General features: G+C 41.9%; 12 protein-coding genes and 1 other annotated feature (1 of these 13 only partly in view). Of the genes, 1 reads left to right on the forward strand and 11 read right to left on the reverse strand.

Annotated elements, in window-relative coordinates; genetic code table 11:
- Positions 1 to 2, reverse strand: a sequence feature (ribosomal protein L20 leader region); it reaches 121 nt to the left of the window's first position.
- A gap of 149 nt (positions 3 to 151) precedes the next feature.
- The 6 genes from thrS to BMZ22_RS03995 all read right to left on the reverse strand — a co-directional run bounded on the left by thrS (position 152) and on the right by BMZ22_RS03995 (position 7,763).
- Entirely contained in the window at positions 152 to 2,098 is a 1,947-nt protein-coding gene (thrS, locus tag BMZ22_RS03970; protein WP_090082097.1) for a threonine--tRNA ligase, read from the reverse strand.
- 412 nt (positions 2,099 to 2,510) lie between these two features.
- Positions 2,511 to 3,365, reverse strand: coding sequence for a putative sporulation protein YtxC (gene ytxC, locus BMZ22_RS03975; protein ID WP_425434267.1), 855 nt, complete (start codon positions 3,363 to 3,365; stop codon positions 2,511 to 2,513).
- A gap of 214 nt (positions 3,366 to 3,579) precedes the next feature.
- A complete protein-coding gene (gene dnaI, locus BMZ22_RS03980; protein ID WP_090081763.1) occupies positions 3,580 to 4,512 on the reverse strand; it encodes a primosomal protein DnaI in 933 nt (310 codons plus the stop codon).
- A gap of 21 nt (positions 4,513 to 4,533) precedes the next feature.
- A complete protein-coding gene (locus BMZ22_RS03985; protein ID WP_090081765.1) occupies positions 4,534 to 5,886 on the reverse strand; it encodes a replication initiation and membrane attachment family protein in 1,353 nt (450 codons plus the stop codon).
- 111 nt (positions 5,887 to 5,997) lie between these two features.
- Positions 5,998 to 6,468 (reverse strand): transcriptional regulator NrdR, encoded by a 471-nt coding sequence (gene nrdR / locus BMZ22_RS03990; RefSeq protein WP_090081767.1) that lies wholly within the window; start codon positions 6,466 to 6,468, stop codon positions 5,998 to 6,000.
- A gap of 263 nt (positions 6,469 to 6,731) precedes the next feature.
- Positions 6,732 to 7,763 carry a glyceraldehyde-3-phosphate dehydrogenase gene (locus tag BMZ22_RS03995; protein ID WP_090081770.1) on the reverse strand — a complete coding sequence of 344 codons (1,032 nt, stop codon included), beginning with the start codon at positions 7,761 to 7,763 and terminating at the stop codon, positions 6,732 to 6,734.
- Between the two features lie 170 nt (positions 7,764 to 7,933).
- Between BMZ22_RS03995 and BMZ22_RS04000 the strand changes: the two genes are divergently transcribed.
- Positions 7,934 to 8,437 carry a GNAT family N-acetyltransferase gene (locus BMZ22_RS04000; protein WP_090081772.1) on the forward strand — a complete coding sequence of 168 codons (504 nt, stop codon included), beginning with the start codon at positions 7,934 to 7,936 and terminating at the stop codon, positions 8,435 to 8,437.
- Between the two features lie 882 nt (positions 8,438 to 9,319).
- Here BMZ22_RS04000 and coaE read toward each other — a convergent pair.
- From coaE to BMZ22_RS04030, 5 genes are all read right to left on the reverse strand, one after another.
- Positions 9,320 to 9,919, reverse strand: coding sequence for a dephospho-CoA kinase (gene coaE / locus BMZ22_RS04010; RefSeq protein WP_090081778.1), 600 nt, complete (start codon positions 9,917 to 9,919; stop codon positions 9,320 to 9,322).
- Between the two features lie 9 nt (positions 9,920 to 9,928).
- Positions 9,929 to 10,759: a DNA-formamidopyrimidine glycosylase gene (gene mutM, locus BMZ22_RS04015; RefSeq protein ID WP_090081781.1), complete on the reverse strand. Its 831-nt coding sequence runs from the start codon at positions 10,757 to 10,759 to the stop codon at positions 9,929 to 9,931.
- Positions 10,760 to 10,771: 12 nt separating this feature from the next.
- Entirely contained in the window at positions 10,772 to 13,411 is a 2,640-nt protein-coding gene (gene polA / locus BMZ22_RS04020; RefSeq protein ID WP_090081785.1) for a DNA polymerase I, read from the reverse strand.
- Positions 13,412 to 13,520: 109 nt separating this feature from the next.
- Positions 13,521 to 14,210 (reverse strand): LrgB family protein, encoded by a 690-nt coding sequence (locus tag BMZ22_RS04025; protein ID WP_090081790.1) that lies wholly within the window; start codon positions 14,208 to 14,210, stop codon positions 13,521 to 13,523.
- On the reverse strand, positions 14,203 to 14,580 hold the full coding sequence (locus BMZ22_RS04030) for a CidA/LrgA family protein (RefSeq protein ID WP_090081793.1): 378 nt from the start codon (positions 14,578 to 14,580) through the stop codon (positions 14,203 to 14,205). The genes BMZ22_RS04025 and BMZ22_RS04030 overlap by 8 nt, the downstream gene beginning before the upstream one ends.
- Positions 14,581 to 14,719 lie beyond the last annotated feature (139 nt).

Raw genomic sequence — 14,719 nt, forward strand, 5'->3', positions numbered from 1 at the left:
TCAGATCGTTTTATTCAACTTTTACAGAATAGCATCAATTAATTATTGTGTCAATAGCTAACCTGACCAGTCTGCAAAAGCTTCACTTTCAGTTTACCATGACTGCAATTGAAAAGAAAGCCCAGACACTTTGAGGCGTCTGGGTGAAACATTATTTCTTATGCAAAACCTTTTGGTCAATTTCTTCTTTAATCATCTTCTCAAACGCATCATAGCTTATTGTTTCTGATTCTTTCTCGCCATATCTGCGGACGTTCACGCTCTCGTTTTCAATCTCTTTATCACCAAGCACTAAAGCAAAAGGTACTTTTTGAGTCTGTGCTTCCCTGATTTTATAACCAATCTTTTCATCGCGTTCATCCACTTCGATGCGGACTCCCTTGAACCGCAGCTCGTCGGCAACCTTTTTAGCATAATCCATATGAGCATCCGGTGAGACCGGAATAACTTTCACTTGCACAGGTGCCAACCAGGTTGGAAAAGCCCCTTTATATTCTTCGATCAAAAATGCCACAAATCGTTCCATCGTGGACACAACACCACGGTGAATGACGACAGGCCGGTGTTCATTGCCGTCTTTTCCGATATAAGTCAAGTCAAAGCGTTCCGGCAAGTGGAAATCCATCTGCACAGTTGATAACGTCTCGTCTTTGCCGAGGGCTGTTTGCACTTGAACATCCAGTTTCGGGCCATAAAATGCCGCTTCGCCTTCTGCTTCAACATACGCAACGTTCATCTCTTCCATCGTTTCTTTCAGCATTGCCTGCGCTTTATCCCACATCGCATCATTATCGACATATTTTTCTTTATCGTCAGGATCACGATAGGATAGACGGAAGTAGTAATCATTTATACCGAAATCTTTATAAACCCTTTGCACCAATTCAACCACGCGGATGAATTCTTCTTTCAGCTGATCAGGTCGGGCAAAAATGTGTGCATCATTCAAGGTCATCGCTCGCACACGCTGAAGACCTGCCAGTGCTCCTGACATCTCATGGCGATGCATTGTGCCAAGCTCAGCAATTCTGACCGGCAGATTGCGATAACTGTATAATTGGTTTTTATAGACCATCATGTGGTGTGGACAGTTCATCGGGCGAAGCACCAAGTCTTCATTGTCCATTTCCATTGTCGGAAACATATCGTCCTGGTAGTGGTCCCAATGCCCGCTTGTCTTATATAAATCCACACTGCCGAGAACCGGTGTATAGACATGGTCATAACCAAGGCGCTCCTCGATGTCTACGATATACCGCTCAATGTTACGACGGATGGTGGCACCTTTTGGAAGCCATAACGGCAATCCTTGGCCTACTTTTTGCGAAACAGTGAAAATATCAAGTTCTTTGCCCAGTTTGCGATGATCACGTTCTTTACGTTCTTCCAGAATGTGCAAATGATGGTCAAGCTGGCTTTGTTTTTCAAATGCTGTTCCATAAATTCGCTGGAGTTGCTTGTTATTACTGTCGCCGCGCCAGTAGGCACCGGAAACACTCAATAATTTAAAGGCTTTGATTTTACTCGTGGATGGCACATGAATGCCACGACATAAATCAAAAAACTCGCCCTGACGATAAATCGTTACTTGTTCACCTTCTGGAATATCATCGATTAATTCTAATTTCAGGTCATCGCCAATTTCCTGAAACATTTTTTTTGCTTCTTGACGTGAGACTTCAACGCGTTCGATTTCCAGATTTTCATCAACGATGCGTTTCATTTCTTTTTCAATTTTTGGAAGGTCTTCAGGTGTCAATGTATGGCCCATGTCGATATCATAATAAAACCCTTCTTCAATAACAGGCCCCACGCCGAATTTCACATTATCAAACAGTCTTGTCACCGCCTGTGCCAGCAGATGGGCGGTTGAGTGACGCAGGATATCAATGCCCTCATTATTTTTATAGGTGATGATTTCAATAGCCCCGCCATGAGGCAGCTCCCGTCTTAAATCAAACTGTTCGCCATCCACCTTGACAGCAAGTGCCTGTTTTTTTAACCCCGGTGAAATTGAGCCTGCTATGTCTTCGCCGGTTGTTCCTTTAGGGAATGCTTTACTGGCGCCATCTGGAAAAGTAATTGTTAAATCTGCCATATCGATCGCTCCTTTTATAGATGTTTTTAAGTGAAAATTTTTGACCATTCCAAGCTGTCTGAAGTACACAGGCCCAACAGGAAAGCCCTCTGAAAATATAAAAACGCTCATCCCCTGCTTTTAAAGCAAAGGGACGAGCGTTAGTCACGTGGTTCCACCCTAATTCCCGCACGAAAATGCGGCTTCGTTAATCTGTAACGCAGATGATGCGCTGCTGTTTACTGCAATTTTCAACAACAGAGTTTAAAGGGGGTAGTCATTAGCTTGTGCAGTGGAAGTTTCCAGCCTCTGACTTCCTTCTCTGTTCTGCCCAATCATCTAATAACCATGTCCTCATCGGCACTTTTATCATACATGAACTTATATAAATGGTATTATAGCTTCTGTTAGACGTAAAATCAACCACTATTATTTACTTTTTTAAATAGGACCGAAAAGGAAATTTGCTGATTGATTCAAATGTGGCTCTTTCCTGAAAGATATTAATGACCGTTAATGTTTTTGGATCAGCGGGATTATCACCATAGATCTTTATCTTTCCCGGGGCCATCGCGATCAGCGGTGACAAATTCATTTCCTCAGTATCAAGACCAACAATATAAAGCGGTTCTTTTTGCATAAGTATTAATAATTCCATTCGTGATAACTTTTTACCATCCGGGCTAAAAAAAGTGAAAGCCTCACCCTGCAAAATATAAATCGTGTTTAATTTCGATTGCCGCTTCCTGATGTACCCTCTGAGCGAGTCAATAAATGCCTGATGCTCCTCTTCACGTTTGAATTCATCAATGGCAAGCCCAACGTAATTAATAATCTGTTCTTTAAACGTCTTCAATTGAAAACTGACAAGTGAATCGAAATGGATAGTGGACGATTGGTTTATATGCTCTAACAATAATGAAAAAAGCAGCTTGCTGGGATCTTTGTTATTCCGTACCATTTGGCTGTCTTCGTCGTCCCCGGTGCAAATCCAATGTGATAAATCCATTATGCGTTCAATCTCATCCGCATTCGTATAATAATAATTGCGCCTGATTATGCTGTTAATCATGTTTGTCAGTCGATGGGCAACAAACACACCGGACATTGCCCGGGCAACGGTCTCCATGAAGTTGGTGCCCGGTGTCCGGTGCTCCAGCTGCAGATAATTTCCCCACGCTTTGGTTGTTTTCCAGTGTAATTCAATTTCTTTATTAAGTTGGAATAAATTCTCACAGAAGCTGATCGCCTCTTTATCGGATTCAAAATAAACTTCCAGCAAAAACATCACCCTCATCCAAGACCAAACTGTTACATTATATGGACGTGCATGTGAAAAAATGTCACGTCGCCTGAAACTAGTAATAATCTATGGTCTGGCTATCAATAAGGCTCTGTTCTTTTAATTCTATTCTGCATCACAATTTTAAAAAGACATGTCCGTCGTTTTAGGAACATGCCTTTTGTGAGACTTGTTTGATTAAAAATAAAAGAAAGTGCGGTTAATTGTCCCGACGGTTTTCGCCGAACAATTCCACCCCTTTACTGACTTGTTTAATGCGCTCAATAATACGACCGGCTTTAACCATTTCACTGCCGCCACGGTTAGTAGTGGCAAGTTGTTCTTCCAATTGCTCCATACTGTAATTGGATGTAAAGAATACCGGCAAATTTTCCATCATTCGATACTGCAAAATAGAACCGAGTATCTCATCCCGGAACCAGGCTGACTGTGTTTCCGCTCCTATATCATCGAGCATTAACACGTCGGTTTTCTTAAAATAATTTATTTTATCGTTAATTGAATCATCCTTGATGGAACTTTTCATTTCCCTTACGAATTCAGGCATGTAGATCAGCATGGATGATATATTGAAATGCTTGAGTTCATTTGCAAGTGCGCCAAGAAAATACGTCTTTCCGACGCCAAATGGTCCATGAAAGTATAACCCTTTTGATGGAAGTGCGGTTTTGGTTTCTTTTAAAAAAGTTAACATCTCATGGACAACCGGTTTTCTTTGGCTATCAATATCAATGCTGTCAATACTTGCATTTAAAATATCTTTTGGCATGTACAGACTTTGAATCAAATCCCGCTGCTCTTTCTGTCTTTCATAATCCACGCGATTATGACACTTTTCATAGACGAGGTGTATTTCTCCATTTTCTGTTCGCAAAATAGGTGAATAGCCTTGAATCATATTAATGCACGTTCCGAAACTTTTACACTTGTCACATTGTTTGGATTGTGTTTTATATTCATAAAGTTTGATAAGATTTTTTTCTATCTCTCTTTGGGTCAGCTGTGGATTAAGCGATAAAAATTCACTGATTTCGGGATCGTTCAGCACTTCTTCCTTTACTTTCAAATAGTTTTCTTTAAAATTCTTATTTTGCTTCATCCATTTTTGAATCTCGGATTGGACTGGCTTCATAATCAACACCCTTGCACCCGATTATTGTTTACCGTTTGAAAATTCACGGAGCAATGCCGCGAATTCTTCATTACGCTGTGCCGTATTTGGACTGTTTTGTGTAGTTTCCGCTTTTTTCTTTTTTCGTTCTTTAAACCAGTCAGGAACCACTTCTTTTGAAACAGGTTTACGGGGATTTTTTGGGTTGTTCTTACGTTCCTGATATTGGGCTTTTTGGTTTTTGGCAAATGCCATAGCATCACGTGCTGTTTGCAGATTGGCCCGAGACCAGTGACTCGCAATTGTTTCCATGTAAGCTTTTGACAACTTCATATCAGACTGGAGCAGGACGTAGTGAATGAGTACATTCATGACCGGTGAAGGCAGCCCTTGAGTGGTCATCACTTCGCGAATCATTTTTAAATCCTGGCCGGAAGCTTGCCCGCCACTGGATAGATCTTCCAGAAGCTGTCTTGGGGAAATGTTTTCCAGTTTTAAGATCAGCTGTTCTTCTTTCGTGGTCGGCTTATAATCTGGTTCGTGTGCTTCATTTGTATTTTGCTCAGAATTGACATTTTTCTCAGTCAGCCTGATCGACGGCTCATTATGCTTTGACTGAAACAAATCATGGCATGCTTCCTTGAACTCACTGACTGAAAGTGTGTTTTCTTCCGTTAGCGCCCAAAGGACAGCCTTTTCTACTTCGAATTCCGCCAAACCGTAGAGGTTCATCATTTGAGATATCAGCCGTTTGTTTACTGCTGTTAATACTTTTTTCACAGGTATCATCTGTTGTTGCAGTGTCTGTTCCATCCAGGTAAAGTCGATCGATGGATAGCTGTCTTCGGTTAATTGACCGCTCCCCGGTGCTTCTGAGTCCGGCAAATGATTTGTATCCGGCTGAAACGTCTGGAAAACTTCATTGAACGAAGCGGTAATATTTGTCCCTTTATCAAAACCATACGAATGAAAATGTTCTTTCAAAACTTGGAATTTGGACTCACCGATGTGATGATACAACAATTGAGCAAGCATATCATCGGCAAAAAACTCAGCCGGGGCAAACGGAGGTAGAAGTTCATATGTGTATGTACCATTTTCATCGGTTTTTTGCTCGAAAGTTTTCAGCAAACCAATGCCTTCAAGTTTTATTCTCGATCTGTATATCTGATCCAATGGCAAATTCATATAATTCATCAATGTATGATGTGTTTGTGCTGCCGAACCTTTCTGGAAAGCCAGCTCATTGATTAAAGTCTGGTACAATGAAATCGCTCTAACACCAATAAGCGGCTGGTACAGATGTGTTAATGACGTTGTATAATCAACCGGCAGACTCCCTTTGAATGTAACCCGATAGCCTTCGATTGGCAAAATTTTTCCGATATCACGCATTATGCTAACCCTTTCTCTTCTCTTTGGTGCCTTTTTCTCCGGCATGTAGCCCACGCAGCCTTTGTTATCTTAATCAATGGGGAAGCAAGCCCCCGCTGATTGAAAATCCCCTTATTCCGAGCGTTCCTTATCAGATTTTATTAAATCTTTTAGTTCGTCCAAAAAAACGGATAAGTCTTTGAATTGGCGATAGACAGAAGCAAAACGGACATAAGCGACTTCATCGACTCCGGATAGACGCGCCATCACCATTTCTCCAATTTCATCACTTTCAACTTCTGACGCACCTGTGTTTCTAAGCTCTTTTTCCACCTCGAGCGCAATGTCCTCAATTTGCTCCATAGCAACAGGACGCTTTTCACACGCTTTAATTAAACCGCGGATAAGCTTTTCACGGCTGAATTCCTGACGTGTGCCATCTTTCTTAACCACAATAAGTGGAACTTCCTCGATCCGTTCAAACGTTGTGAACCGAAAACCGCATTGTTCACATTCTCTGCGTCTTCGAATTGAACGGCCTTCCTCAATCGGGCGGGAATCTAACACTTTTGTACTTTTATTTTGGCAATTTGAACACCTCATATTTGTTCAACCCCATTCATAACTGCCTTCCAATATCTATTTTTTATCTGCAGTAAATTTTTATCAGCACATGTATATTAATTAAGGCGTCACTCTATCATTGAACAATGTGCCTGATTGCAGATAAATCGATTATAATTAATCATGTGTTCTTTATTGTAACACGTTTCTTATACCTGCAGTAAACAAAAGAAAAGATTGACACATCTTTTTTAAAGCGGTCAATCTTTTTGAATTATTTTGCGTTATCTAACATTCACTTATTATGAAACTTTGACATGTTTTTTGCTCATATAATTTCCAACATAGCGTGCAAGGTCAACAACGCGTTTTGAATAACCCCACTCATTATCATACCATGCTAATATTTTAATCTTATTATCCTGCATAACCATTGTCGATAAGCCATCGATAACAGCAGAATAGTCACTTGTCGTATAATCAATTGAAACGAGCGGCTCATCACTGTATTGAATAATGCCTTCCATGTCATTTTTTGAAGCGTCGCGGAAAATATCATTTATCACTTCAGGTGTGGTTGATTCTTCCACATCAATAACCAAATCAACAAGCGAAACATTTGGCGTCGGAACTCTCAACGCTGTTCCATGCAATTTCCCATGCAAATGCGGAAGCACCTCTCCCAATGCTTTGGCGGCTCCGGTCGATGTTGGAATAATTGATTGCGTGCACCCGCGTGCCCTGCGCAAATCTTTATGCGGGTTATCAAGATTCTTTTGATCATTTGTAAATGAGTGAACGGTTGTCATCAAACCATTTACAATTGTAAAATGATCATCCAATACTTTCACCACAGGCGCAAGGCAATTCGTAGTGCAGGAAGCATTGGAAATAACTTCATCACTTTCAGGGTCATATGATTGTTCGTTGACGCCCATTACCAGTGTATTGTCCACTTGCTTGCCGGGTGCCGTAATGACTACTTTTTTTGCGCCTGCCTGAATATGGCGGCCCGCCTCTTCTTTGGTTTTGAATTTCCCTGTAGCTTCGATGACAACATCAATCTCCAGTTCTTCCCATGGAAGCTTTTCCGGTTCACGCGAACTAACGATTTTAATAAGCTTGCCATCCACTTCAAGACCTGCTTCCACTGCTTTCACTTCACCGTCAAAAATACCGTGAATACTATCGTATTTAATTAAATGTGCAAGCGTTTCAGGAGGATAATTAGCATTGATTGCCACCATGTCTAATTGTCGATCTTTTACAGCCTGCCGGAATACCATGCGGCCGATACGGCCAAATCCATTAATTGCAACTCGGGTTTTGTTCATTTTCCATCCCCCAATTTATGTTATACTTTTTTAATCATTATTTGCGATTAGTATAACATATTTAAATGAAAATGTGCTAAATTTTAACGAAAAATATTCAATTCATCTTCTTTTATTGACACAATGAAACGAAACAAATGGTAAACTTAAATTGTCAAGGGGGATTCTGAGTGAATATATCAATTATAAAACCGAAAACAGAACATGCAGAAGCAATTGCTGCAATATGCGCTGCGGGCTGGAGGCAAACAGTCGAAGGGAAGCTAAGCGAAGAATACCAGAAAAGGAATGTTTCGTTTTGGTATAACCACGAACGGGTGACTAACGACATCAATAGAGGAGCTTATACGCATGCTGCACGTATCGATTCAGCACTTGCCGGCGTTATTGGCGGCGGAATGACCGGTCCAACTACTGGCGAAATATTTCTGCTTTATGTTGAAGAAACATATCGGTATCAAGGAATCGGCAAACGTCTGCTTGAACAACTGACTCGGGAGCAAATTGACCTGGGCGCAACCGAGCAATGGGTATCCGTACAAGAGGGTAATCAACGCGGTATTCCTTTTTACGAAGCAAGGGGTTTTATTTATAAAGCGAAAAGAGTAACATTAACCGAAACCGGCGAAGAACAAGTTTCTTTAAGGTATGCAAGACGGTTACATAAAACTTGAGAAATTTTCATAAGCTGTCATAATAAAATTCGGGTTGAGACAAAAACGTTTTAAAGTAAATGAAAAGACGAACTATTTTTAAGAAGCAGGTTACACTGCTCCGGAAACCTCGTTTAGTTCGTCTTTATATTGGCTGTTTTCGCATAGATTGTATTTATCTGCTCCACACTCGATGTAAAGTGCGACGTGGTGAAAATTCTTCCTTCTGTTTTTCGTTAAGTTTTAAAAGCTGCTCCGGCAATATACTTCGCTTTCCATGGGCACGGCCTCGGGCCAACACGATGTTGGTCACAAAGGCGTTGCCACAGGACGTGGCGTACTTAGCCTTTGAACCTTATCGCTTTTCAAGGTGGCTTCGGACACGTGCTGTTCCCATAGGAGTCTGCGTATATTGCCTGCGCTAAAAAGTGCTTACTGTAGTTTTGTCTATTTAACGATTAATGCAACATTATTTAAACACTAACGTAAGCAGCTGGAATATGCGAGACTCCTGTGGGACAGGCAGGCTAAGTTCTCAGACGTCAATCGCTAACGCCTGCACTAGCACGTCCGGTGCGTCGGAGCAAAGAGACCCCGCAGTGAGCGGTTTTTGCTCACGAGGAGGCTCGTGGGGAGCCCACGGAAAGCGACGAGCAAATCTTCCACCGAATCCGCTGCGAGTTGCGAGGAGTGCTGCGTACAGAAGAGCATGCAACACGACGAGCACCATGTATATTCCAGCTGCGTCTCAAGAAAGTTATCCCAAACGATCCAATCAAACTTTACGTCGCAGTTTATGTTAACTGTGGGGGTTACATAGCAACAATGTTTACTAAAAGAGCCTTTATATCATATTATAAGTTATTTTCTAACTGTAATTTTAAAGAATTATTTCTCAGACATTCAAATAACTTCCCATTCCCGCAGTAGTGATTCCAGCTGCTGGTATGTGTCGCGCCTTGTACCATTATTGTCAATAATGGCATCGGCAAGTTCAGCCTTCTTCTTAACCGGCATCTGTGCATTAATTCGCTGATGAGCCTCTTCCTCTGAGTAACCATCGCGCTCCATAAGCCTAGCCAGCTGCACATCCTCGTCAACATAGACAACGATTGTTTTTTCAACAAAACCTTTTAATTTACTTTCAAACAACAATGGAATATCGAGCACGACACTTTTCTCACCTGATGTTGTGTATGCATCTCGCCTTTCAAGCATCTTCTCCCTTACTGCAGGATGTACAATATTATTCAGTTGTTGCCGTTTCTCCTCGTTTTTGAACACGATCGCTCCTAGTTTCTTTCGGTCGAGTGACTTATCCTCCCGCAAAACTTCCTCGCCAAATGTATCAACAATCTGCTCATATGCTTTTTCGCCTGGCATGACAACTTCTCGTGATATTTTATCGGCATCGATTACCGGGATGTTAAATTCATCAAACATGAGTGAAACTGTACTTTTGCCGCTTGCAATACTTCCTGTCAATCCAATAACACGTGTCATATGCAATCCTCACTTCATTTTTTGGCACGATACGCATACATGCGTTCCTCTACCGCCAATTTTCATTTTTACAATCGGTTTACCGCATGTTTTGCATGGTTCATTTTCCTGTCCGTAAACAAATAATTCCTGCTGAAACATACCCATATCGCCCTGCGAATTAACGTACGAGCGTATGGTGGTTCCTCCCTGGGTGATCGCTTCTCTTAATGTGACAATAGCCGCTTCCCAAATAGCTGCAGCTTCTTTTTTCTTAAGTTTATTTGCTTTTCGTAAAGGATGGATATTTGCTTTAAACAATGTCTCATCAACATAAATATTTCCAAGCCCTGCGACAATGCTCTGATCCAAAAGAACTGATTTTATGACGCGCTCAGTTTTCTTCAGTTTTTTATAAAGATAATCAGTCGTGAACGTTTCATCAAAGGGGTCAGGACCTAATTGGTTCAGCGGTTTGTTGGTGAGTTCATCCCCTTTTTTGAACAAATGCATCGTCCCAAATTTACGTACATCATTGTACCGAAGCTCTTCGCCGTTACTAAATGAAAAAATAACGTGTGTATGTTTCGTTACCGGCTCCCGGGAAGGGTGGACACTATACTTGCCTTCCATTCTTAAATGGGAAACAAGGATGGCATCGTCCAGTTCAAAAAGCAAAAATTTACCTCTGCGGTGTATATCTACGATTGATTGACCGGGCAGTAAGCTCTTAAATTGTTCTGCATCCTCCGGGCGTTTAATGATAGTTGGCCAATACACAGCTACGTCTGATATGGTTTTATTGATGACAAATTGTTTTAACGTTTCTTTAATTGTTTCCACTTCTGGTAATTCCGGCATATAATTTTCCCCTTATTTTGCGTCAAACCAGCTATCACCATATTCATAGTCGACCTTCAACGGGACATCTAAATCCACGGTTTTTTCCATGATTGCTGGCACGATTTCTTTAAGTTGTTCAACTTCTTCTTTGGGTGCTTCAAGGATTAATTCGTCATGGACCTGCAGGAGCATGCGTGCTTCGAGTTTCTCCTCTTTCAGTTTACCATTTAGATCGATCATTGCCTTTTTGATAATGTCCGCGGCGCTACCCTGAATCGGTGTGTTCATCGCGGTACGCTCAGCGAATGAACGCCGGTTGAAATTACGGCTCGTTATCTCCGGCAAATAACGTCTGCGTTTCATTATTGTCGTAACATATCCATTGTGCTTGGCTTCCTGCACAATCTCATCCATGTACGCTTTCACATCAGGATAACTTTCAAAATAACGTTCGATGAACTGCTTGGCTTCCTTCCGGGTGATTCCTAGACTTTGCGAAAGTCCATAGTCGCTAATGCCATATACAATTCCGAAATTAACGGCTTTTGCCTGGCGACGCATGTTTGCTGTAACCTCGTCACGTTTAACATGAAATACGTCCATTGCTGTCTGGGTATGGATATCAAGGTCGTTTCTGAATGCTTCAACCAATTTTTCATCTCCGGCAATATGTGCGAGGACACGGAGTTCAATTTGAGAATAGTCGGCCGCAAACATAATCCAATCTTTTTTGGACGGCACAAATGCATGTCTGATTTTGCGTCCCTCTTCAAGTCTGATAGGTATGTTCTGCAAATTGGGATCAACTGAGCTCAAACGGCCAGTCTGTGTCAGTGCCTGATTAAAACGCGTATGGATTTTGTGCGTGTCTTTATCAACCACTTTTAAAAGTCCGGCAATATAAGTCGACTGAAGCTTGCCAAGTTGCCTGTAAAGAAGCAGTTTTGGAATAATGGCATGTTCGTTTTGCAGCTGTTCCAGCACATCCGCAGCTGTCGAATAACCTGTTTTCGTTTTCTTGATGACAGGCAGACCTAGTCTTTCAAACAGGATCGGTCCCAGCTGTTTAGGCGAATTTATATTGAATTCCTCTCCGGCCAGCTCATATATCTCCTCTTCCAGGTTGTTCAGCCGCTGCTTCAAATCATCGCCCATTTCTCGGATACGTTCCACGTCAATACGAACACCGCTATGTTCCATCTCACCCAGAATAAGGGCGAGCGGCATTTCAAGTTCTTTTAGCAGTTCATATTGTTCATTCGTTTTCAATTGCTGTTGCATGTCATCTTTTATTTGAAACATAACATTCGCTTTTCGGGAAACATGTTCACTGAGCTCTTTCTGACCAGGTACTTTCATCTTGGCCCCTTTTCCGTAAACCTCTTCATCAAACAACACATCTGCAGTCCCCATCCGATGGGCAATCGCAGGAATATCATGGTTATTTTCAGCGGGATTGATGAGATATGAAGTAAGCAGCATATCAAACGTAATACCTTTTATATGGATATTTTTGTTAAGTAATGCTACAAGCGTTTTCTTCGCATCAAAAACGACTTTTGATTTGCTGTTGTCCTCAGCCCATGATTTAAAGGCTTCTGACTCGATCGCCGTGTCGGTCGGTATAAAGTATGCTCCCGATTCGTTCACGACGCCGATGCCTTCCACCTTGCCATAATGATAATTGTCTTCAAGCATTTCTACAACCACTGCCGCTTCACTACCCAGCATATCTTCATCGACATGATCTACAATGGTATAGTCAATTTCATTAAGGTCAGCTCGTTCTTCACCATCTCCCCCGCTCTCGCCATCGATACGGTTCAATAGTGACTGAAAGCCCAGATCCTTGAAAATGGCGCTGACATCCGCTTGCGGGTACCCATTATACGTAATCCTATCCAGCGAAACGTCAATCGGCGAATTGCGGTCTATAATGACAAGTTTCTTGCTCATGAACGCATCATCTTTATGGTTTTCCAGCTTTTCTTTTAACTTTTTGCCGCTCACATCTTCCAAATTTTCATATACGTTATCGACCGTCTCGAACTGTTTGAGCAGTTTGAGTGCTGTTTTTTCCCCAACGCCGGGAACGCCCGGGATATTATCGGAATTGTCGCCCATTAATGCTTTCAAATCGATTATCTGCTGCGGCGCTATGGACATCTTTTCATACATAAAATCAGGGGTATACGGTTCAATGTCACTTATGCCTTTTTTGGTCAAATTCACCGTTACGTTGTCAGACACAAGCTGCAGTAAATCTTTGTCGCCCGATATGACAGTAACGTCCCATTTTTCGTCTTGAGCCTGTTTTGAAAGTGTGCCGATAATGTCATCAGCCTCGTACAAATCAAGCTGATAATGTGAAATGTTAAAAGCATCAAGAACTTCTTTTAAAAGTGGAATTTGTTCGGATAATTCCGGCGGTGTCTTTTGTCTTCCGCCTTTATATTCTTTATACGTTTCATGGCGGAAAGTTGTCTTCCCGGCATCGAAGGCAACGAGCAAGTGGGTTGGCTTTTCATCCTCCAGAATTTTCAAAAGCATATTGGTAAAACCGTAAACAGCATTCGTATAAACGCCTTTATCATTATTCAGCAATGGCAGAGCAAAAAACGCCCTGTAAATGACGCTATTTCCATCAATAAGCACAAGTTTATTACGCATTAACATATCCTCCGTTCACGACAATATAATCATTGACTCTATTTTATCATAGTATAACAAAAAGCAGCGTCAGTTAAGCGTAAAGGTTTCCTCACTTGCCGTGTATCACCTATACCCACAATTCAGCAAGCAATGGCGCCAACACCGATACGACTACCGCACTCACGACCATGGCGATGGTACTTACCGATCCCTCCAAAGAATCACGCTCCATTGCAATGGCGGTCCCGATGGCATGGCTTGCACTGCCGATACCGACACCAGATCCGATGTAATGATCGACACGTGTAAATCTAAGAACAAACGAACTGAGCATCGATCCGCCAATCCCGGCAATCATGACAAAGACAGCTGCCAGCGGCTCGATTCCTCCCATGCCGGCTGCTACTTCCATTGCAACGGGGGTCGTAGAATTTTTTGGGATTAATGAGTAAATGATTTCCTTGTCCACACCTGCCCATTTGCTAAGCAGTATGCCACTGGAGATGCCCACTAGTCCTCCAATGACTGTTCCGCTCAAAATGGGAATCGTCAGCCGTTTCAGCGTGTTTCGGTGTTCATACAACGGGTAGGCTAAAGCAACCACAGCCGGGCCAAGCAGATGATTAATCCATCCCCCGCCAATCATATACATGTCATATGGAATTTGAAAGAAGAGCAAAATCAAAATAAGTATCAACGTCGCAATAATGACTGGCGCCATAAATGTATAGTTCCATCGCCGATAAACGCTTAGCCCTATAAGGTAACAAACAATTGTCACAGCCACTGCAGATAAGCCGATGATAACGTCACTCATACCTGCGACGCCTTTCTTTCTGCTTAATCAGCAATTGACTGACATGACCGGCTGAGACCATAACCATCAATGTACTTAACAGCCCAATGACCACTAACAGTAATCCTTTGCCTGAAAACAGGTTTAGATAATTGATGATACCAACTGTCGCAGGGATAAAAAACAGAGCCAGATGCTTGATAAAAAAACGAGCACCATCTACTATCCAGGAAGCGTTCATGACCCCTGTCATCAGAAAAATAAATAAGAGGACCAAACCAATAATACTTCCCGGAATGAACAGGTCGAACGTTTCCTGAATCCATGCCCCCGTTAAATATAGAACATACAGCACGCCAATATGAAGAGCTATTTTCATAGCATTTTCCATCAGGGTCACCTCAATTTTTTAATACATGCCTATAAGTATAGCAAAAATGCTGAACGCACAGAAATAATGAGACGTGTTATTTTAAAATTCGTGGGTGGAAGACAATTGTATCGTTTTAGTAACTAAACACAAAATTGAC

The organism is Lentibacillus persicus (assembly GCF_900112705.1).
Lineage (GTDB): Bacteria > Bacillota > Bacilli > Bacillales > Amphibacillaceae > Lentibacillus > Lentibacillus persicus.